The sequence below is a fragment of the Streptomyces sp. NPDC048600 genome (assembly GCF_055587025.1).
In genome coordinates this window covers 445,009-465,834 of the sequence record NZ_JBVJGZ010000002.1, presented here as the reverse complement: position 1 = coordinate 465,834, position 20,826 = coordinate 445,009, and the positions used below count along the sequence as shown (strand labels likewise).

General features: G+C 73.0%; 16 protein-coding genes, 1 rRNA gene and 1 pseudogene. 13 read left to right on the top strand and 5 right to left on the bottom strand.

What is annotated here, in order from left to right:
* The 3 genes and pseudogenes from rrf to ACZ6SQ_RS04260 form a co-directional block, all read left to right on the top strand.
* Positions 1–92: ribosomal RNA gene (gene rrf / locus ACZ6SQ_RS04270) — 5S ribosomal RNA — on the top strand; the annotation flags it as partial.
* A gap of 93 nt (positions 93–185) precedes the next feature.
* Positions 186–965, top strand: a pseudogene (locus ACZ6SQ_RS04265) (hypothetical protein); the annotation flags it as partial.
* 537 nt (positions 966–1,502) lie between these two features.
* Positions 1,503–2,291: a tetratricopeptide repeat protein gene (locus tag ACZ6SQ_RS04260; protein WP_469556626.1), complete on the top strand. Its 789-nt coding sequence runs from the start codon at positions 1,503–1,505 to the stop codon at positions 2,289–2,291.
* Between the two features lie 113 nt (positions 2,292–2,404).
* On the opposite strand, the gene ACZ6SQ_RS04255 is transcribed toward ACZ6SQ_RS04260, so the two are convergent.
* Complete coding sequence (locus ACZ6SQ_RS04255) at positions 2,405–3,688, bottom strand: DUF1015 family protein (RefSeq protein WP_469556598.1); 1,284 nt, start codon at positions 3,686–3,688, stop codon at positions 2,405–2,407.
* Positions 3,689–3,762: 74 nt separating this feature from the next.
* Here ACZ6SQ_RS04255 and ACZ6SQ_RS04250 point away from each other — a divergent pair, with 74 nt between their 5' ends.
* The 4 genes from ACZ6SQ_RS04250 to ACZ6SQ_RS04235 all read left to right on the top strand — a co-directional run bounded on the left by ACZ6SQ_RS04250 (position 3,763) and on the right by ACZ6SQ_RS04235 (position 7,922).
* Positions 3,763–4,791 carry an HAD hydrolase-like protein gene (locus ACZ6SQ_RS04250; protein ID WP_469556596.1) on the top strand — a complete coding sequence of 343 codons (1,029 nt, stop codon included), beginning with the start codon at positions 3,763–3,765 and terminating at the stop codon, positions 4,789–4,791.
* Between the two features lie 133 nt (positions 4,792–4,924).
* Positions 4,925–5,968: a FecCD family ABC transporter permease gene (locus ACZ6SQ_RS04245; protein WP_469556594.1), complete on the top strand. Its 1,044-nt coding sequence runs from the start codon at positions 4,925–4,927 to the stop codon at positions 5,966–5,968.
* Positions 5,965–7,026: a FecCD family ABC transporter permease gene (locus ACZ6SQ_RS04240; RefSeq protein ID WP_469556593.1), complete on the top strand. Its 1,062-nt coding sequence runs from the start codon at positions 5,965–5,967 to the stop codon at positions 7,024–7,026. The genes ACZ6SQ_RS04245 and ACZ6SQ_RS04240 overlap by 4 nt, the downstream gene beginning before the upstream one ends.
* Positions 7,023–7,922, top strand: coding sequence for an ABC transporter ATP-binding protein (locus ACZ6SQ_RS04235; protein ID WP_469556592.1), 900 nt, complete (start codon positions 7,023–7,025; stop codon positions 7,920–7,922). The genes ACZ6SQ_RS04240 and ACZ6SQ_RS04235 overlap by 4 nt, the downstream gene beginning before the upstream one ends.
* Here ACZ6SQ_RS04235 and ACZ6SQ_RS04230 read toward each other — a convergent pair.
* Positions 7,906–8,253, bottom strand: a complete 348-nt coding sequence (locus ACZ6SQ_RS04230; RefSeq protein WP_469556591.1) for a sterol-binding protein — start codon at positions 8,251–8,253, stop codon at positions 7,906–7,908. The two genes, ACZ6SQ_RS04235 and ACZ6SQ_RS04230, sit on opposite strands and share 17 nt — an antisense overlap.
* A gap of 42 nt (positions 8,254–8,295) precedes the next feature.
* Here ACZ6SQ_RS04230 and ACZ6SQ_RS04225 point away from each other — a divergent pair, with 42 nt between their 5' ends.
* From ACZ6SQ_RS04225 to ACZ6SQ_RS04205, 5 genes are all read left to right on the top strand, one after another.
* On the top strand, positions 8,296–8,610 hold the full coding sequence (locus ACZ6SQ_RS04225) for a hypothetical protein (protein ID WP_469556589.1): 315 nt from the start codon (positions 8,296–8,298) through the stop codon (positions 8,608–8,610).
* A gap of 7 nt (positions 8,611–8,617) precedes the next feature.
* On the top strand, positions 8,618–9,433 hold the full coding sequence (locus ACZ6SQ_RS04220; protein WP_469556587.1) for a TlyA family RNA methyltransferase: 816 nt from the start codon (positions 8,618–8,620) through the stop codon (positions 9,431–9,433).
* Complete coding sequence (locus tag ACZ6SQ_RS04215) at positions 9,430–10,335, top strand: NAD kinase (RefSeq protein ID WP_386376935.1); 906 nt, start codon at positions 9,430–9,432, stop codon at positions 10,333–10,335. The genes ACZ6SQ_RS04220 and ACZ6SQ_RS04215 overlap by 4 nt, the downstream gene beginning before the upstream one ends.
* A gap of 98 nt (positions 10,336–10,433) precedes the next feature.
* Positions 10,434–12,179, top strand: coding sequence for a DNA repair protein RecN (gene recN / locus ACZ6SQ_RS04210; protein WP_469556586.1), 1,746 nt, complete (start codon positions 10,434–10,436; stop codon positions 12,177–12,179).
* A gap of 134 nt (positions 12,180–12,313) precedes the next feature.
* Complete coding sequence (locus ACZ6SQ_RS04205; RefSeq protein WP_469556584.1) at positions 12,314–13,444, top strand: glycosyltransferase family 4 protein; 1,131 nt, start codon at positions 12,314–12,316, stop codon at positions 13,442–13,444.
* 10 nt (positions 13,445–13,454) lie between these two features.
* Here ACZ6SQ_RS04205 and ACZ6SQ_RS04200 read toward each other — a convergent pair whose 3' ends face one another.
* The 3 genes from ACZ6SQ_RS04200 to ACZ6SQ_RS04190 all read right to left on the bottom strand — a co-directional run bounded on the left by ACZ6SQ_RS04200 (position 13,455) and on the right by ACZ6SQ_RS04190 (position 18,558).
* The gene (locus ACZ6SQ_RS04200) at positions 13,455–15,104 is read right to left on the bottom strand and encodes a PucR family transcriptional regulator (protein ID WP_469556583.1); all 1,650 of its coding nucleotides are present in this window, start codon (positions 15,102–15,104) and stop codon (positions 13,455–13,457) included.
* Positions 15,105–15,206: 102 nt separating this feature from the next.
* The gene (locus ACZ6SQ_RS04195) at positions 15,207–16,589 is read right to left on the bottom strand and encodes an FAD-binding oxidoreductase (protein ID WP_469556581.1); all 1,383 of its coding nucleotides are present in this window, start codon (positions 16,587–16,589) and stop codon (positions 15,207–15,209) included.
* Between the two features lie 163 nt (positions 16,590–16,752).
* Entirely contained in the window at positions 16,753–18,558 is a 1,806-nt protein-coding gene (locus ACZ6SQ_RS04190; protein ID WP_469556625.1) for a glycoside hydrolase family 15 protein, read from the bottom strand.
* A 528-nt stretch (positions 18,559–19,086) separates the two neighbouring features.
* On the opposite strand from ACZ6SQ_RS04190, the gene ACZ6SQ_RS04185 reads away from it, so the two are divergent.
* Positions 19,087–20,757 carry a CTP synthase gene (locus tag ACZ6SQ_RS04185; RefSeq protein ID WP_469556579.1) on the top strand — a complete coding sequence of 557 codons (1,671 nt, stop codon included), beginning with the start codon at positions 19,087–19,089 and terminating at the stop codon, positions 20,755–20,757.
* Positions 20,758–20,826 lie beyond the last annotated feature (69 nt).

Genomic DNA, 20,826 nt, shown 5'->3' with positions numbered 1-20,826 from the left:
CGCCCGGTTACATTCCGAACCCGGAAGCTAAGCCTTACAGCGCCGATGGTACTGCAGGGGGGACCCTGTGGGAGAGTAGGACGCCGCCGAACAATCTTTGGAGGACCCCTGGTCCCAGCGTTCAGCTGGGACCAGGGGTCCTTTTGTTTTTACAATGCTTGCGGTACCGAAGACAGGAGTCACCCATGTCCACCAACTCTCCCGACGACCGACCGGAGCGCGACCAGCGGCGACGGGACAGTGGTGATCGTGGTGCCCGCGGCGGGTTCCGCCGTGACGACCGCGGTGACCGCGGCGACCGTCGTGACGAGCGCGGTGACCGCGGCGACCGTCGTGACGAGCGCGGTGGCCGAGGCGACCGCGGTGGCTTCCGACGTGACGACCGTGGCGATCGTGGTGGCGACCGTCCCGCGTTCCGCCGTGACGACGACCGTGGCGGTCACGGCCGCCGTGACGACCGCGGCGACCGCGGCGGCTTCCGACGCGACGACCGTGGTGGCGACCGTCCCGCGTTCCGCCGCGACGACCGTGGTGAGCGTCGTGACGACCGCGGTGGGTTCCGTCGTGACGACAACCGTGGCGGCGACAACCGTGGTGGCGGCTACGGCCGTCGCGACGACCGGAGCGACCGTCGTGACGGTGACCGGGGCGGGGATCGCGGCGGGTTCCGTCCGTCGTACCAGCGTGACGACCGTGACCGCGATCGTGGACCGCGTCGCGACGACCGTGACGGTGGCTTCCGGCGTGACGACCGCGGTGACCGCGGTGACCGTCCGGCCTACCGTCGCGACGACAACCGTGGCGACCGTCCCGCATTCCGCCGCGACGACAACCGCGGTGGCGGCTACGGCCGTCGCGACGACCGTGGTGAGCGTCGTGACGACCGCGGTGGGTTCCGTCGTGACGACAACCGTGGCGGCGACAACCGTGGTGGCGGCTACGGCCGGCGCGACGACCGCGGCGGCGACCGTCCGGCCTACCGCCGTGACGACGACCGCGGCGGGTTCCGTCGTGACGACAACCGTGGCGGCGACCGTCCGTCGTTCCGCCGTGACGACCGTGGTGACCGTCCTGCGTTCCGTCGCGACGACGACCGTGGCGGCTACGGCCGCAGGGATGACCGTCGCGACGACCGGCGTGACGACCGCGGTGACCGCGGCGACCGTCCGGCCTACCGCCGTGACGACGACCGCAGCGGCTTCCGTCGGGACGACAACCGTGGTGGCGGCTACGCCGGCCGGCGTGACGACCGTGGCGGCGACCGCGGCGGGTTCCGTCGTGACGACCGTGGCGGCGACCGGGGCGGCTTCCGCCGTGACGACCGTGGCGGGCGGCCCGGTGGCGACCGCGGCGGGTTCCGCGGGCGCGGCGGGGACGACCGGCGTGGTGGCGACGACCGGCGCGGAGGCGGCCGGTTCCGCGAGGAGCGCGAGCGCGACCGTGAGCCGATCAAGCGGCTGCCGATCCCCGAGGACGTCACGGGCGACGAGATCGACGGCGACGTGCGGCAGGAGCTCCAGAGCCTGCCCAAGACGCTCGCCGAGGATGTCGCCAGGAACCTGGTGATGGTCGCGCGTCTCATCGACGAGGACCCCGAGGGCGCGTACGGCTACTCCAAGGTGGCCCTGCGCCTGGCGTCGCGTGTCGCGGCGGTGCGAGAGGCGGCCGGTTTCGCGGCGTACGCGAACCAGAAGTACTCCGAGGCGCTGGCCGAGTTCCGGGCCGCGCGGCGGATGACCGGGTCCGTGGAGCTGTGGCCCGTCATGGCGGACTGCGAGCGCGGGCTCGGCCGGCCGGAGAAGGCGCTGGACATGGCCGGCGCGCCCGAGGTGAACAAGCTCGACAAGGCGAGCCAGGTCGAGATGCGGCTCGTCGCCGCCGGTGCCCGGCGTGACATGGGACAGCTCGACGCGGCCATCGTGACGCTCCAGAGCCCCGAGCTGGCCTCCAACGCCGTACAGCCGTGGACCGCGCGGCTGCGGTACGCCTACGCCGACGCCCTGCTGGCGGCCGGTCGTGAGGGCGAGGCGCGGGAGTGGTTCGCGAAGGCCGTGGAGGCCGACCGGGACGGCAGCACGGACGCCTCCGACCGGTTGGCCGAGATGGACGGCGTCGAGTTCGTCGACGCGCTCGACGAGACCGAGACCGCCGACGGCGAGGTCGTCGTGAAGGTCCAGGACGACAAGCGCGCCGATGACGTCGAGGACGCGGACGACCTCGACGAGGACGAGGACGACGACTTCGATGAGGACGACGAGGACGACGAGGACGAGGTCGACGGCAAGAGCTGACCTCGGTCTCACGGCCGTATGACAGGCAGTACGACAAAGGGCGGGGCCCCCGAGTGGGGTCCCGCCCTTTTGCGTGTCCGGCTCCGCCCGGCTCCCTCCCCTCCGGGGCGTCCTCAGATGTCGAGGGCGCGCAGCACCAGGCCGGAGGCCGGTTTGGGGCCGAAGGACGTCGACTTGCGGGGCATGGTGACGCCCTGGCGGGCGAGGTCGCGGACCACGGCCTCGCGGACGGGATGCATCAGGACGGCCGTACTGCCGTGACGTTCGGCCTTGCGGACGGTGGCGGCCGTGTCGTGGATGTAGGCGATGCGGGCCGGGTCGTCCTCGGGGATGCGCCAGACATGGTCGAGGAGCGTGGCGTGCAGGACGGTCGCGTCCAGGGTGCGCCAGGCGGCGGGGCGGTCGGCGGGGACGGTGCGGGCGAGCAGGTCCGGGTCGGGCCGGTCGACGAGGTGGAAGGCGCCGTCGCCGGCCAGGAGGAAGGCGTTGCCGTCGCAGGCCGCGTCGGCCAGTGCCTCCAGGGCGCCCGGCAGCGGCAGATCGAGGGAGCGGACGCGGAAGTGGTCGCGGATCGCGGCCAGGGCGTCGGCGACCGGCAGGCCGTGCAGAAGGCGGTGGATGGCCCGCACGCGCAGCGGGTAGCGGGAGGTGTCGACCAGCAGGACGAGGCCGAGGTCCCAGGGGCTGGGGGAGGCGTGCTCGGCGCGCAGCCGGCGGTAGGTGGCCCAGCGGTGGTGGCCGTCGGCGATGAGGGCCTGGTGGTGGGCCAGGTCCGTCTGCACGCGGCTCAGGTCGTCCGGGTCGGTGACGGACCACAGGCGGTGGTGGTAGCCGTCCTCGGTGAGGGTGGCGAGCAGCGGCGGCCGCTGGGCGGTGCGTTCGACGACCTCGGCGGCGGAACCGTTGCCGTGGTAGGTCAGCAGCAGGGGTTCGAGGTTCGCGGAGGTGGCCCGCATCAGGGCGGCGCGGTCGGCGACCACGTGCGGCATGACGTCCTCGTGGGGCAGGACGATGCCCTCGGCGGGGTCGGAGACGCGCAGGGTGCCGATGAGGCCGCGCTGGAGCATGCCGTCGGAGTGGCTTTGCTCGTACACGTACAGGGCGGGCTCGGGGTCGGCGGTGAGGACGCCCTCCGAGAGCCAGCGGCGCAGTGTGTCGGCCGCCTGTTCGGTGCGGGCGCCGACGGTGCCGGCCTGGGGGAGGATCAGCCGGACGATGTTGTGCGGGTCCGCGTCCTGGAGGTGGTGCACTCCGTCGGGGCGTACGACGACGTCGTACGGAGGGGAGGTGACGGCGGCGAGACTGCCGACCCGGTCGGGGTCGTAGCGCAGGCCTCGGAACGGGGTGAGTTCCAGGCCTCGGGGCGCCGTTGCTTCCGAGTGACCTGCAGTGTTCATCAAGGCATCGTACGTGTGTCAGTGGCATGCGGGATGATCGGGGGAAAGGCCGGACCAACGAGGAGCGATGCGGAATGAGCCAGGGCGTCAGGACGAGGCCCGAGGGCAGTGGGCAGGCCCTGAGCGCGGCGTACGACACGGCGCTGCTCGACCTGGACGGGGTGGTGTACGCGGGCGGGAGCGCCATCGTGCACGCCGTCGGGTCGCTGGCGACCGCCCGGGAGGGCGGGATGCATCTGGCGTACGTCACGAACAACGCGCTGCGGACCCCGGACGCGGTGGCCGGGCATCTGACCGAGCTGGGGATACCGACGGACGCGGGGGATGTCATCACCTCGGCGCAGGCGGTCGCGCGGCTGATCAGTGAGCAGGTGCCGGCGGGGTCGCGGGTGCTGGTGATCGGTGGCGAAGGGCTGCGGGTGGCGCTGCGGGAGCGGGGGCTGGTGCCCGTGGAGGGCGCGGACGACGATCCGGCGGCGGTGGTGCAGGGGTACGGCGGGCCGGACCTCGCCTGGGGGCGGTTCGCCGAGGCCTCGTACGCGGTGGCGCGCGGGGTGCCGTGGTTCGCGTCGAACACCGATCTGACGATTCCGAGCGGGCGGGGCATCGCGCCGGGCAACGGGGCGGCCGTGCAGGTGGTGCGGATCGCGACCGGGGCCGAGCCTCAGGTGGCGGGCAAGCCGCTGCCGCCCATGCACCGGGAGACGATCCTGCGGACGGGCGCCCGGCGGCCGCTGGTGGTGGGGGACCGGCTGGACACGGACATCGAGGGCGCGTTCAACGGAGAGGTGGACTCGCTGCTGGTGCTGACCGGTGTGACCGACGGGGCGCTGCTGCTGGCTGCTCCGCCGCAGCACCGGCCGACGTATGTCGACGCGGATCTGCGCGGGTTGCTCACCGGGCAGCCGGAGGTCGTCGGGGCCGGGGAGGGCTTCCGGTGCGGGGGCTGGACGGCGACGGCGGGTGACGGGCGGCTGGAACTCGACGGTGAGGGCGAGGCCATGGACGGGCTGCGGGCGCTGTGCGCGGCGGCGTGGACGGCGGCCGGGGAGGGTTCCTGCACGCTCGACTCGGAGAAGGCGCTGGCCAGTCTGGGGCTCTGAGGGGATCTCAGGAGTTGCGGGCCGCGACGTGTGGGTGCCGTGGGTCTGAGGGGTCCTCGGCGGATGCGGGAGCTGTACGGAAGGTGGTGACCGACCGTCGTCCAAAATGGGAGGGTAGGCTAACCTAACCTGCGTGTTGGTCGACAGTCCTCCCGAACAGCGCGCGGAAACCGCCCCCGCGCCCCCCGAGCGCGGCGCGATACGCGCGGTCGGGCTTCTCGTCTCCGTCCTGATCCTGGCGCTCGTCGCCGTGGCGAGCATAGCGATCGGGGCCAAGGAACTGTCCCTGGACCAGGTCTGGCACGGCCTGTTCCAGGACAGTGGGACCTACGGCGACGTCGTCGTGGACGAGCGGCTGTCGCGGACGCTGCTCGGACTGCTCGCAGGGGCCGCGCTGGGCCTGTCGGGAGCCGTGCTCCAGGCGCTCACCCGCAACCCGCTGGCCGACCCGGGCCTGCTCGGCATCAACGCCGGGGCCTCCGCCGCCGTGGTCACCGCGATCACCTTCTTCGGGGTCACGAGCCTGAGCGGCTATGTGTGGTTCGCCTTCCTCGGCGCCGCGGCGGTGGGGGCGCTGGTCTGGTTCCTCGGCGGCAGCCGGGGTGCCACACCCGTACGGCTCGCGCTCGCCGGGACCGCGCTCAGCGCCGCGCTCTACGGCTACCTCCAGGCCGTGATGATCATGGACGAGGCGGCGCTCGGCAAGATGCGCTTCTGGACGGTCGGCTCGCTGAACTCGGCGACCGACGAGACCATCACCCAGGTGCTGCCCTTCCTGGCGGTCGGCACGCTGCTCGCCCTCTCCCTCGCCCGTCCGCTGAACGCGATGGCGATGGGCGACGACACCGCGAAGGCGCTCGGCGCCCATCTGGGCCGCACCCGGGCGCTGTCCATGCTGGCCGCGACCGTGCTGTGCGGGGCGGCGACCGCCGCCTGCGGCCCGATCGTGTTCGTCGGCCTGATGGTGCCGCATGTCGTGCGCTCCTTCACCGGGCCCGACCTGCGCTGGATCCTGCCGTACGCGACGGTCCTGTCGCCCGTGCTGCTGCTCGGCGCCGACGTCGTCGGCCGGGTCGTGGCCCGCCCTGCGGAGCTCCAGGTCGGCATCGTCACCGCGATCATCGGCGGCCCGGTCTTCATCTTTCTCGTACGACGGCGGAGGACGGCCCAGCTGTGAGCAGCGCAGTGAAGAAGCCGCGCGGGGCCACCCGTGCGCTGCGTACCCCGGGCGGGCTGTCCGTCCGTGTCGACCTGCGCGCGTTCCTCGTGATCGCGGCCCTGCTGGTGGCCGCGCTCGCCGCGAGCGTGCTGCTGATCGGCACCGGCGACTTCCCCATCGCGGCCGGGGACGTGCTCAGGACGCTGGCCGGGAACGGCGACGCGGGGCAGGAGTTCATCGTCAACGAGCTGCGTCTGCCGCGCGTCCTGGTCGGGCTGCTGGTCGGCGCCTCGCTGGGCCTGGGCGGCGCGCTGTTCCAGGCCGTCTCGCGAAACCCGCTGGGCAGCCCCGACGTGCTCGGCCTCGGACAGGGCGCCACGGCCGGTGCGCTGACCGTCATCGTGCTGATGTCCGGCAGCGCGGGCCAGGTCGCGGCCGGAGCGCTGATCGGCGGGCTGGTCACCGGCGCGGCGATCTATCTGCTCGCCTGGAAGCGGGGCGTGCACGGCTACCGGCTGGTGCTGGTGGGTATCGGTGTGTCGGCCGTCGCCACCGCCGTCAACGGCTATCTGCTCACCAAGGCCGACCTCGTCGACGCCTCCCGCGCGGTCGTCTGGATGACCGGGTCGCTCAGCGGCCGGGGCTGGGAGCAGGTGTGGCCGCTGCTCTGGCTGTGCGTCGTACTGGTCCCGCTCGTCCTCGCCAACGCGCGCGGGCTGCGGATGATGGAGATGGGCGACGACGTCTCCAACGCGCTGGGGGTGCGGGTGGAACGCGTGCGGCTGGTGCTGATGGTGGCGGCCGTGCTGCTCACCGCGTCCGCCACCGCCGCCGCCGGGCCGATCAGCTTCGTCGCGCTCACCGCGCCGCAGCTCGCCCGGCGCCTGACCCGTTCGCCCGGCCCGAACCTGCTGGCTTCCCTGTGCATGGGCGCCGCCCTGCTGGTCGTCGCCGACTGGGTCTCGCAGCGGCTGTTCGGCGCCGACCAGCTCCCCGTGGGCGTGGTGACCGGCGTGGTCGGCGGGGTCTACCTGCTGTGGTTGCTGGTCACCGAGCGCCGGGCTGGCCGGATATGACGACGGACACGCGCGCAGCCGCGTACCAGAACACCTCGAGGAGCACCGTGAACCGCCTGTCCGCCGAGAACGTCACCCTCGCCTACGACCAGCGGGTGATCGCCGAGCAGCTGTCGGTGGAGATCCCCGACAACTCCTTCACGGTGATCGTCGGGCCGAACGCCTGCGGCAAGTCGACGCTGCTGCGCGCGCTGTCGCGGATGCTCAGGCCGAGCCAGGGCCGGATGCTGCTGGACGGGCAGGTCATCCAGTCGATGCCGGCGAAGAAGGTCGCGCGCACCCTCGGGCTGCTGCCGCAGTCCTCGATCGCCCCGGAGGGGATCACGGTCGCCGACCTGGTGGGCCGCGGCCGCTATCCGCACCAGGGCATCCTGCGCCAGTGGTCGGCCGAGGACGAGCGGGTGGTCCGTGAGTCGATGGCCCAGACGGGAGTCGCCGAGCTGGCCGACCGGTACGTCGACGAGCTGTCCGGCGGTCAGCGCCAGCGCGTGTGGATCGCGATGGCGCTCGCCCAGCAGACGCCCCTGCTGCTGCTCGACGAGCCGACGACCTACCTCGACATCCAGCATCAGATCGACGTGCTGGACCTGTGCGCCGAGCTGCACGAGACACAGGGCCGCACGCTCGTGGCCGTCCTGCACGACCTCAACCACGCGGCCCGGTACGCCACGCATCTGATCGCCCTCAAGGGCGGCCGGGTCATCGCTCAGGGCGCGCCGGACGAGGTCGTCACGGCCGGTCTGGTGGAGGAGGTCTTCAACCTGCGCTGCCAGGTCATCGACGACCCGGAGACGGGCACGCCGCTGGTGGTGCCGGCCGCGCGCAAGGCACGGGCGCGGGCACAGGCGACGGCGAAGGCGGGCGCGACCTCCGGAAGTCCTACAGAAGTTTCCTGAGCCGGAACAGGTCCATCAGGCTCGCCTCCAGCCTCACCCGGCCCGAGCCCCAGGCCTTGGCGAAGTGCAGTCCGCCGCCGACCAGGGCCACCAGGTCGTCGCCCGCCATGGCGAGCCTGATCTGGGCCCGGTCCGGGGGCGGGCCCTGGACGGTGTCCCGGACATGGATGCGGCCGCCCGACATCCGGCCCACGAAGGTGACGTCCAGATCGGTGATGTGACAGCTCACCGAGCGGTCCAGGGCGGCGGCCGCGCGGACGTCGCCCTCGGCGCGCTGCATGTTGTCCGAGAGCGTCTCCAGTGCCGCACGGCACTCGTCGATCGTGGCCATCGGGACCGACGGTACCGCAGCGGTTCGGGGTAGCGTCTGGGCATGGACGACGCAGCCCCCGAGCCGGACCCCGCCGAGCAGTCCGGGCCGGACCTCCGTCCGGAGGACACCTCCGCGCCCGAGGAGGACCCCTCGGCTCCGGCCCCCCTCGACATCGCGCGCACCCCCACCGGCGACGCCGAGGTCGACACGCAGCTCGAGCGGCTGGCCGACGCCGACCACCTCGCCACGGACGGACATCTGGAGGTGTACGAGGATGTACACCGGGGGTTGCGCGACGCGCTCACCGCGCTCGACGCCCGTCCGGGACCCCCGGCGCCCCCGTCGTCCTCGACGCCGTACCAGAGCAGGAGCTGAACCGAACGTGGCAGGAGTCGCACGCCGCCGTCTCGACGCGGAGCTGGTCCGCCGGAAGCTCGCCCGCTCGCGCGAGCACGCCAGCCAGCTGATCGCCGCGGGCCGGGTGACCGTCGGCAAGACCGTCGCGACCAAACCCGCCACCCAGGTGGAGACCGCCGCGGCGATCGTCGTCGTGAGCGACGACAGCGATCCCGAGTACGTCTCCAGGGGCGGGCACAAGCTCGCCGGGGCGCTGGAGGCGTTCGTGCCGCAGGGGCTCGCGGTGCGGGGGCGGCGGGCACTGGACGCCGGCGCGTCGACCGGCGGGTTCACCGATGTGCTGCTGCGCGCGGGCGCCGCGCACGTCGTCGCCGTCGACGTCGGCTACGGGCAGCTCGCGTGGTCTCTTCAGAGCGATGAACGCGTCACCGTCAAGGACCGTACGAACGTACGCGAGTTGACGCTTGAGGCGATCGATGGGGAGCCTGTGGATCTGGTGGTGGGGGATCTTTCGTTCATCCCGCTCGGGCTGGTGCTGCCCGCCCTGGCGCGGTGCGTACGGCCGGACGCCGATCTGGTGATGATGGTCAAGCCGCAGTTCGAGGTGGGCAAGGAACGGCTGGGCAGCGGGGGTGTCGTACGGAGTCCGCAACTGCGGGCGGACGCCGTGCGGGGTGTGGCCGGCAAGGCGTGGGAACTGGGGCTCGGGGTGCGAGGAGTCACCGCCAGTCCGCTGCCCGGGCCTTCCGGGAACGTCGAGTACTTTCTGTGGCTGCGGGCCGGTGCCCCCGCGCTGGACCCGGCCGACGTTGACCGTGCAGTGGCGGAGGGGCCGCGTTGACACAGAACCGAGCTCGTACTGTTTTCCTGCTGGCCCACACCGGGCGTCCGGCAGCCATTCGCAGCGCCGAGCTCGTGGTGAAGGGCCTGCTGCGGTCCGGCATCGGCGTGCGTGTCCTGGAGTACGAGGCCGCCGACCTGCCGCTGCCGGACGAGGTGGAGCTGGTCAAGGAGGCCACCCCGCAGTGCCTCGACGACTGCGAGCTGCTGATCGTGCTCGGCGGGGACGGGACGCTGCTGCGCGGGGCGGAGTTCGCCCGGGCTTCCGGGGTGCCCATGCTGGGCGTGAACCTCGGACGGGTGGGCTTCCTGGCCGAGGCCGAGCGCGACGACCTCGACAAGGTCGTCGACCGGGTGGTCACGAAGTCCTACGAGGTCGAGGAGCGGATGACCGTCGACGTCGTGGTGCACAGCAACGGCGACATCGTGCACACCGACTGGGCGCTCAACGAGGCGGCCGTGCAGAAGGCCGGCGCCGAGAAGCTGCTCGAGGTCGTCCTGGAGATCGACGGGCGGCCCGTCACCGGGTTCGGCTGCGACGGGATCGTGCTGTCCACGCCCACGGGCTCCACGGCGTACGCCTTCTCGGCCGGCGGGCCCGTGGTGTGGCCCGAGGTGGAGGCGCTGCTGATGGTGCCGATCTCCGCGCACGCGCTGTTCGCCAAGCCGCTGGTCACCTCGCCGGACTCGGTGCTCGCGGTCGAGGTCCTGCCGCACATCCCGCCCGGGGTGCTGTGGTGCGACGGACGGCGGACGGTCGAGCTGCCCGCGGGCGCGCGCGTGGAGGTGCGCCGGGGCGCTGTGCCCGTCCGGCTGGCCCGGCTGCACCACGCCTCGTTCACGGACCGGCTCGTGGCGAAGTTCGCGCTGCCCGTCTCCGGGTGGCGAGGGGCGCCGCACTAGCCCGTGCGGGGATGTGGGGGCGCCCCACTGGCCCGTGCGGGCATGCTTCCCTCGCGCGGGTGACAAGGGCGCCTCGCACTCCTGGTGCCCTACCTCGTATGGTCTTCACCGTGCTGGAAGAGATGCGGATACGGTCGCTCGGCGTCATCGACGACGCGGTGGTCGAGCTGTCGCCCGGGTTCACCGCCGTCACCGGCGAGACCGGTGCGGGCAAGACCATGGTGGTCACGAGCCTCGGGCTGCTCCTGGGCGGGCGCGCCGATCCGGCGCTGGTGCGGATCGGCGCGGAGAAGGCGGTCGTGGAGGGGCGGATCTCGCTCTCCGCGGACGCCTCGGCGGCCGTACGGGCCGAGGAGGCCGGGGCCGAGCTGGACGACGGGGCGCTGCTGATCAGCCGTACGGTCTCGGCCGAGGGCAGGTCGCGGGCCCACCTGGGCGGGCGCAGCGTGCCCGTCGGGCTCCTCGCCGAGCTCGCGGACGAACTGGTGGCCGTGCACGGCCAGACCGACCAGCAGGGGCTGCTGAAGCTGTCCCGGCAGCGGCAGGCGCTCGACCGGTACGCCGGGGACGGCGTTGCCGTGCCGCTGGCCAAGTACGCCGAGGCCTACCGGCGGCTCAAGGCCGTGTCCGTGGAGCTCGATGAGATCACCACACGCGCGCGTGAACGGGCCCAGGAGGCCGACATGCTGCGCTACGGGCTCGACGAGGTCGCCGGGGTGGAGCCCCGGGCCGGTGAGGACACCGAGCTGGCGGAGGAGGCCGAGCGGCTGGGCCACGCCGAGGCGCTGGCGTCCGCCGCGACGGCCGCGCACCGGGCGCTCGCGGGCGACCCCGAGGACCCCGAGGGCGTCGACGCGGCCACGCTGGTGGCGGGCGCGCACCGGGCCCTGGAGGCCGTACGGTCGCACGACCCGGCGCTGGCCGCGCTCGCCGACCGGATCGGGGAGGTCGGGATTCTGCTGGGCGACGTGGCCGGGGAGCTGGCCGGGTACGCCGACGACCTGGACGCCGACCCGCTGCGGCTGGCCGCGGTCGAGGAGCGGCGGGCGGCGCTGACGGCGCTGACCCGCAAGTACGGCGACGACGTCGCGGGCGTGCTGGCCTGGGCCGAGCAGGGTGCCGCGCGGCTGACCGAGCTGGACGGCGACGACGAGCGGATCGGGGAGCTGACCGCCGAGCGGGACGGGCTGCGCACCGAACTGGGCGGACTGGCGCAGGCGTTGACGGACGCCCGCGGGGAGGCCGCCGAGCGGTTCGCGGCCGCCGTGACACGGGAGCTGGCCTCGCTGGCGATGCCGCACGCGCGCGTGTCCTTCGCGATCCGGCAGACCGAGGACCCCGAGGGCGTCGAGGTCGGCGGGCGGACCGTCGGCTACGGGCCGTCCGGGGCGGACGAGGTGGAGCTGCTGCTCGCCCCGCACCCCGGGGCGCCGCCGCGGCCGATCGCCAAGGGCGCCTCCGGCGGTGAGCTGTCCCGCGTGATGCTGGCCGTGGAGGTCGTCTTCGCGGGGACCGACCCGGTGCCGACGTATCTCTTCGACGAGGTCGACGCCGGCGTCGGCGGCAAGGCCGCGGTGGAGATCGGGCGGCGGCTGGCGAAGCTGGCCCGCAGCGCGCAGGTGGTCGTCGTGACCCACCTTCCTCAGGTGGCCGCGTTCGCCGACCGGCAGCTGCTGGTGGAGAAGACCGACGACGGGTCCGTGACGCGGTCCGGGGTGAAGGTCCTGGAGGGCGAGGAGCGGGTACGGGAGCTGTCGCGGATGCTCGCGGGGCAGGAGGACTCCGTCACGGCCCGCGCACACGCCGAGGAACTGCTGGCGGCGGCGCGCGGCGACGCCGGGTAGCCCCCAGGTTCACCCGTACGGGTGAGGGTGCGGGGGATCCCGGCTCGGCTTCCTGACGTCGGCGTGCCCGGAACACCCGTGCGCCCTGGCATCCTTGGGCCTGTGTACGTCCCCGAACCAGGAGCCCCGGCCACGTGAGCCACGTGAGCAGCCACTCAGCGCCCGGACAGTCGCCGCTGCGCACCGTGCAGGTGCTGGGCGGTGGCAACGCCCGCAGCAGCGCGCATGTCCGTTCGCTGGCGTCCGGGCTCGTCGCACGGGGCGTGCGCGTGACGGTGTGCGCCCCCGTCGAGGTCGCTCACACCTATGACTTCTCCGCGGCGGGCGCCGACCATGTCCCTGTGCCGCGCAGCAGCGACCCGACGTCGGTCGCCGCGCTGCGGGCGGCGTGCGCGGAGGCCGACCTGGTGCACGCGCACGGGCTGCACGCCTCGTTCCGGGCCGTGCTCGCGCTGAGCGGGCGGCGCACCCCGCTGGTGGTGACCTGGCACGGGCGCGCGAACGCCGAAGGGGCGCGCGCCCACTTCCTGCGGATGTTGGAGCGCCGGGTCGTCAGGTCCGCCTCCGTGGTGCTGGGCACCAGCTCCGACCTGGTGGACCGGGCGCGCTCCACCGGAGCCCGGGACGCCCGGCTGGCCGCGGCCGCGCTGCCGGGGCCGAGGGCGGCGGTCGAGCGCGACGAGTCCCAGGGGCCCAAGCTGCGGGCCGAACTCGGCGCGACGGGACGCCCGTTGCTGCTGGCGGTCGGCGCGCTGGAACGCCGGCGCGGCTACCGGACCCTGCTCGACGCCGCCGGGTCGTGGCGTGACCTGGACCCGGCCCCGCTGGTGGCGATCGCCGGCGAGGGCCCGCTGCGGCCGGTGCTCCAGCGCCGGATCGAGGACGAGGAGCTGCCGGTGCGGCTGCTGGGCCGCCGCGAGGACGTGGGCGACCTGCTGGCCGCCGCCGACGTCGCGCTGCTGCCCAGCAGTTGGGAGTCGCGCTCCGTGCTCGCCCAGGAGGCCCTGCACGCCCGGGTGCCGCTCGTCGCCACGGCTGTCGGCGGCGTCCCCGACCTCGTCGGCGACGCCGCGGACCTCGTCCCCTACGGCGACGCCGCCGCCCTCGCCCGTGCCGTCACCGCGCTGCTCGCCGACCCCGCACGCCGTGAACTGCTGCGCGAGCGCGGCGTACGGCAGGCGGCGACCTGGCCGACGGAGGACGAGACCGTCGCGCAAGTGCTCAGCGTGTACGACGAGTTGACGCAGCCACGGCCGCTGATCTGAACGGCCGCGGTCAGGCCTGGCCGACGTGTCTGCGGGCCCGCAGCGCCAGGCTCAGCGCCAGTACGGTCTGCGGGTCGTCCAGGTCCGTGCCCAGCAACTCGCCGATACGGGCGAGGCGGTTGTAGAGGGTCTGCCGGTTCAGGTGCAGTTCGCGGGCGGTCTCGGCCTTGCGCCCGGCATGCGCCAGGTAGGTCTCCAGGGTGGGCAGCAGCGGCGGCTTGGAGCGGCGGTCGTGGTCCCGGATCGGGCCGATCGCCCGCTCCACGAAGGCCGCCAGGTCGGGATGGTCGCGCAGCCGCCACAGCAGCAGGTCGATGTCCAGCCGGCGGGCGTCGTACCAGGGCCGGTCCGCCAGGCCCTGCGCCGCGGCGGCCGTCTCCGCGGCGTGCCGCAGCCCGGCCGAGGCCGCGGTCCAGCCGCCTGCCACGCCGACGACCACCACGGGGGGCCGGGCGCCTGGGCGTTGCATGCCCGCCCGTTCCACCCCGGCCCGCAGCGCCGCCGCGACCCGGTCGGCGACCGCGGCCCGCTCCGGCTCCGTGCGCAGGCACAGCAGCACCGGCACCCTCCCCTCCACCGGCCGTACGCCGAGCAGCACGGGCACGCCGACGGAGGCCAGTTCCTCGGCGACCGCGCGGGCCAGCACCGCCCAGCCACCGCCGGGGGAGAGGGTGTCGCCGAGCCGCATCACGACCGGCAGCAGCGGGCCGGTGCCGGGCTTGAAGCCGAGCACCCGGGCCTGTGCGGGGGCGTCCTCTGCGGTGATCCGGCCCTCGGCCAGGTCGGTGAGGAAGTCGCCCCGGCCGCGCGCGGCGAGCTCCTCCTCCTGGCGGGCCTGCATCAGCACCACGGCGAGGATTCCGGCGGCCCGCTCGGCGGCGATCCGGTGCACCGGCGCCAGCGGGGCGCGCACCGGCAGCAGCACCAGCCGGGCCCGGACCGCGCCGGAGCCCTGGCCACCGCCGGGCACGTCCACCAGGACCGAACCGGCCGGCGGCGGGGTGTCCTTGTGCTGGCCGCGCAGCCCCTCCCACACCTGGAGCGGATCGGCGCCCTCCGGTCCGGCGCCCGCGGCGTACAGCAGCCGACCGTCGGCGGCCTCCAGGAACACCGGGTTGTCGCCGAAGTCGGCGAGGATGCCGAGGACCTGAGGCACCCCGCCGCCGCCGAGCAGGGCCTCGGTGCAGCGGCGGTGCACCTCCTCGGCGCGTTGCAGCAGCGCGTAGTGGCCGTTGACGATCTCGGTGTGGATCTCCTCCGTGACGGTCACGAAAGGCACCTCGCGGTGCAGCTGGACCAGGGGCAGACCGGCCGAGCGGGCGGTCTCGATCAGGGTGGCGGGCAACCGGGTGAAGCGCGGGCCCAGTTCGACGACCAGGGCGGCGATGCCCCGCTCGGCCAGGGTCCGCACGAACGCCCGCTGCTCGGCCGGCCGGGTGCCGAGGCCGTAGCCGGTGGTCAGCAGCAGCTCGCCGCCCTTGAGCAGGGAGGCGATGTTGGGCACCTCGCCCGCGTGCACCCAGCGCACGGCGCGGTTCAGCCGCTCGGCACCCGCCAGGACCTCGGGGAGCCCGCTGCGCAGTCCGGGCAGTTCCAGAGCGCGCTGCACGGTGATGCCCGCGCCATGGCTGTCGAGTCGGGTGTCCCTGCGGCTTTCCATATCGCGGACGCTACCTGTGCGTGTGTGCCGGTGGCATCCCTGGTGATCACCCGGAGGCGCCGGGTGATCACCCTCGCCGTGCAAGGCCGGTGTCAGCGCGCGTCAGGCGGGCTGGATGTTGTGGTTGTAGCGGAACACGTTGTCGGGGTCGTAGGTCCGCTTCAGCGTGGCCAGCCGCCGGGTGTTCTCCGGGCCCATCCCGGCGACGACCCGGTCGGCGCCCTCGTCGCCGATGAAGTTGAGGTAGACCGCGCCGGTGCTCCAGGGCCGGGCGTCGGCGCGTACGTCGCGCACCCACTGCTCGCACCGCTCGTCGTCCGCCGCGTCCTCCCACATGGCGAAGGGATGCACGCCCCAGGGGGAGTCCCGGTACGGCACCGGGTACTCGCGCGGCCCGGCCGTGATGGCGCCGCCCAGCGGGAACAGGACGTGCATGGTGCCGGTGGGCACGGGCATGGTCGCCGCGCGGGCGCAGAACAGGTCCAGGTAGGGGTCGGGCATGCCGGTGAGGTACTCCGCCGACCAGTAGTTCCGGAAGCCGGGCGGGTCGTCGATCATGCACTGGACGTCGGCGTACGGCATCGCCCCGACGATCTCCGCCTCGTGCGGCAGCGCCAGCAGCGGTTCGGCCACCTTGCGCATGTCCGCCTCGGGTCCGGCGTACGTCAGCATCGTGGCGCAGATCAGCTTGCCGACCAGATGCTCGGGGACGAACTCCTCGGGCGGGGCGGTGATGTAGAGCGCGGCCCCGCTCGCCTCGTCCGGCCCGGCGGCGATCAGGTCCCGGTAGGTGCGCACGACCTCGGGGCCGTGCTCGGGCAGGTACAGCAGGAAGGCGATGGAGAACTCGGGCAGCTCGTGGAGCTTCAGGGTCAGGGCGGTGGCGATGCCGAAGTTGCCGCCTCCGCCGTGCAGCCCCCAGAACAGCTCGGGGTTCTCGTCGGCACTGGCGTGGACGCGGTCGCCGTCGGCGGTGACCAGTTCGACGCCGAGGAGGTTGTCGACCGCGAGTCCGCACCAGCGGTCCAGCCAGCCGCTGCCGCCGCCGAGCACGAAGCCGCCGACGCCCGTGGTCGAGACCCGGCCGCCGGTGGTGACCAGGCCGTGCGGCTGGGTGGCGCGGTCGAGGTCGCTCATCGTGGCGCCGCCCGCGACCCGTACCGCCTCGGCGCCGGGATGGACGGTGACTCCGCGCATATGGCGCAGGTCCACCACCAGTCCACCGTCGTTGAGCGCCGAGCCCGCCACGCTGTGCCCGCCGCCGCGCACGGCGATGTGCAGGTCCAGCTCCCGGCCGAACCGCACGGCCCGCACCACGTCGTCCTCGTCCACGCACTGCGCGATCACCGCGGGCCGCCGGTCGATCATGGCGTTGAACACGGTCCGGGCGTCGTCGTAACCCGCGTCGCCGGGGGCGAACACATCGCCGGACAGATCCTCGCGCAGCGCGGTGAGAGCCGCGCCCGCCTTCGAGAGGGAAGCCATGGCCGCCCCCTTTCCGGAAGGGGGATGGATGCCCTACAAGCCTAGGCGCGCGAGGCCGGGGCGGCTCGCCGGCGGTCCGCTCCGACGAGGCACACGGCGACGGCCCGGCCCCGGCGGGCGGACCCGCCGGGGCCGGGCCGTGTCACGGGCCCGGCGGAAGGACTCAGCCGCCGTACGCGCCCGAAGCCGTCAGCCGCAGGGCCGTGTCGATGAGCGGGACATGGCTGAAGGCCTGCGGGAAGTTGCCCACCTGGCGCTTCAGGCGCGGGTCCCACTCCTCGGCCAGCAGTCCCAGGTCGTTGCGGAGCGCGAGCAGCCGCTCGAACAGCTGGCGGGCCTCGTCGACACGGCCGATCATCGCCAGGTCGTCGGCCATCCAGAACGAGCAGGCGAGGAACGCCCCCTCGTCGCCCGGCAGGCCGTCGACGCCCTCGGACTCGCCCTCGGTGGGGTAGCGCAGGATGAAGCCGTCGGAGGTGGACAGCTCGCGCTGGATCGCCTCGATGGTGCCGATCACGCGCTTGTCGTCCGGCGGCAGGAAGCCCATCTGCGGGATCAGCAGCAGCGAGGCGTCCAGCTCCTTGGAGCCGTAGGACTGCGTGAAGGTGTTGCGCTCCTTGTCGTAGCCCTTCTCGCACACGTCCCGGTGGATGTCGTCGCGCAGTTCGCGCCAGCGCTCCAGCGGGCCGTCCGCGTCACCGGACTCGATCAGCTTGATGGTCCGGTCGACCGCGACCCAGGCCATGACCTTGGAGTGCACGAAGTGGCGGCGCGGGCCGCGGACCTCCCAGATGCCCTCGTCCGGCTCGTTCCAGTGGTCCTCCAGGTAGCGGATCAGCTTCAGCTGGAGCAGCGAGGCGTAGTCGTTGCGGGCCAGGCCGGTCATATGGGCCAGATGCAGGGCTTCGGTGACCTCGCCGTAGACGTCGAGCTGGAGCTGGTGGGCCGCGCCGTTGCCGACCCGGACCGGGGCGGAGTTCTCGTAGCCGGGCAGCCAGTCCAGTTCGGCCTCGCCGAGCTCGCGCTCACCGGCGATGCCGTACATGATCTGGAGGTTCTCCGGGTCGCCGGCCACCGCGCGCAGCAGCCACTCGCGCCAGGCGCGGGCCTCCTCGCGGTAGCCGGTGCGAAGCAGCGAGGACAGGGTGATCGCCGCGTCCCGCAGCCAGGTGTAGCGGTAGTCCCAGTTGCGCACGCCGCCGATGTCCTCCGGCAGGGACGTGGTGGGCGCCGCGACGATGCCGCCGGTGGGGGCGTACGTCAGGGCCTTGAGCGTGATCAGGGAGCGTACGACCGGCTCGCGGTAGGGGCCGTGGTAGGTGCACTGCTCGACCCACTCGCGCCAGAATTCCTCGGTCGCCGCCAGCGACTGCTCGGGCTCCGGCAGCGGCGGCGCCTCCTTGTGCGAGGGCTGCCAGGAGACCGTGAACGCGATCCGGTCGCCGGGGGCCACGGTGAAGTCGGAGTACGTGGTCAGCGACCGGCCGTAGGTCTCGGCCTCGGTGTCGAACCACACCGAGTCGGGGCCGGCGACCGCGCACGTACGGCCCTCGTCGTTGCGGTGCACCCAGGGCACCACCCGGCCGTAGCTGAACCGCATCCGCAGCGCCGAGCGCATCGGGACGCGCCCGGAGACACCCTCCACGATCCGGATCAGCTGGGGAGCGCCGTCACGCGGCGGCATGAAGTCCGTCACCCGGACGGTGCCGCGCGGGGTGTCCCACTCCGACTCCAGGATGAGCGAGTCGCCGCGATAGGTGCGCCGGTCCGCGGTGGGCGGCTCGGTGTCGGGTGTGTGCGCCGGTCCGATGCGCCAGAAGCCGTGCTCCTCGGTGCCCAGCAGGCCGGCGAAGATGGCGTGCGAGTCGAAGCGGGGCAGGCACAGCCAGTCGACTGTGCCGTCCCGGCAGACCAGTGCCGCGGTCTGCATGTCTCCGATGAGTGCGTAGTCTTCGATGCGCCCGGCCACGTGCATCTCCAGTCGAACGGCCACGTCACCCCGTGAAGGGGCGGTCGCTAGTGCGGTCAAGGGGTCGTTGTAACGCGTTGTCGAGTCTGAGGCAATGCCTCGCCGGACCGTGGACAGGTCTCGGCCTTCCTCGCTCAACGAACTGACGAGCTCTCGTTGTTTCCGGTGCCTACGGACGGGGGTGGTGCCGTGTTGCCGGACGGCTCGACAGCGAGTGTCCGAGCAGGATACGACGCACACGGTGGCTCCGTGTGCCCCTCCGGACAACGCGGCTGCGCCGAACGAGTGAGCCGCGGGTGAGCTGCGCGGACCCGCCCGGCACGCTGACCTGGAGGGTGTCCGCGCGTGTGCGGAGCGTGGCCGGGAGCCGGTGCCCCGCGGCGCTGATACGCTGGTAGCCCGTGGACCGGTGGGCGTCCCTCCCTTGAGATCGCACCCCCGAACCGCAGCGACGGCGCCGCCGGAATTCTCCGGTCCGGCAGTCGGACCGCACCGCCAGACAGCGACCACGGGAGCCCCCTCTTGGCCATGACGCCCAAATCCACGACGACCAAGCACATCTTCGTCACCGGGGGTGTCGCCTCCTCTCTCGGCAAGGGGCTGACCGCCTCCAGCCTGGGCATGCTGCTCAAGGCGCGGGGTCTGCGGGTCGTCATGCAGAAGCTCGACCCGTACCTGAACGTCGACCCGGGCACGATGAACCCGTTCCAGCACGGCGAGGTCTTCGTCACCAACGACGGCGCCGAGACCGACCTCGACATCGGTCACTACGAGCGCTTCCTCGACCGTGACCTGGACGGCACCGCCAACGTCACCACGGGCCAGGTCTACTCCACCGTGATCGCCAAGGAGCGGCGCGGCGAGTACCTGGGCGACACCGTGCAGGTCATCCCGCACATCACCAACGAGATCAAGCACCGCATCCGCCGCATGGCGACGGACGAGGTCGACGTCGTGATCACCGAGGTCGGCGGCACGGTCGGCGACATCGAGTCGCTGCCGTTCCTGGAGACCGTCCGCCAGGTCCGCCACGAGGTCGGCCGGGACAACGTCTTCGTCGTGCATATCTCTCTCCTGCCCTACATCGGTCCCTCCGGCGAGCTGAAGACCAAGCCCACCCAGCACTCGGTCGCCGCCCTGCGCAACATCGGTATCCAGCCGGACGCGATCGTGCTGCGCTGCGACCGCGAGGTGCCGACCGCGATCAAGCGCAAGATCTCGCTGATGTGCGACGTGGACGAGGCGGCCGTGGTGGCCTGCCCCGACGCCCGCTCGATCTACGACATCCCGAAGACCGTCCACGGCGAGGGCCTGGACGCCTACGCCGTCCGCAAGCTGGACCTGCCGTTCCGCGACGTGGACTGGACGACCTGGGACGACCTGCTCGACCGCGTCCACAACCCCGACCACGAGGTCACCCTCGCGCTGGTCGGCAAGTACATCGACCTGCCCGACGCCTATCTGTCGGTGACCGAGGCGCTGCGCGCCGGCGGCTTCGCCAACAAGACCCGCGTCAAGATCAAGTGGGTCACCTCGGACGACTGCAAGACCCCGGCCGGCGCCAAGGCCCAGCTGGCCGACGTGGACGGCATCTGCATCCCCGGCGGCTTCGGCGACCGCGGTGTGCTCGGCAAGGTCGGCGCGATCAAGTACGCCCGCGAGAACAAGATCCCGCTGCTCGGCCTCTGCCTGGGCCTGCAGTGCATCGTGATCGAGGCGGCGCGCCACCTGGCGGACATCTCGGACGCCAACTCCACCGAGTTCGACCCGGCGACCGGCCACCCGGTCATCTCCACGATGGCCGAGCAGATGGACATCGTCGCCGGTGAGGGCGACATGGGCGGCACCATGCGACTCGGCATGTACCCGGCGAAGCTGGCCGAGGGCTCGATCGTGCGCGAGGTCTACGACGGCAAGGAGTACGTCGAGGAGCGCCACCGGCACCGCTACGAGGTGAACAACGCCTACCGCGCGGAGCTGGAGAAGAAGGCCGGCATCCTCTTCTCGGGCACCTCCCCGGACGGCAAGCTCGTCGAGTACGTCGAGTACCCGCGCGACGTCCACCCCTACCTGGTCGCCACACAGGCCCACCCCGAGCTGCGCTCGCGGCCGACCCGCCCGCACCCGCTGTTCGCGGGGCTGGTGAAGGCGTCCGTCGAGCGTCAGCTGGCGGGGGCCGAGGAGAAGGCTGCCGAGTAACACACCAGTTGTACGGTGGCCGGGGTGCGAACCTTCAACGGGGCGCACCCCGGTTTCGTCTTCGCACGT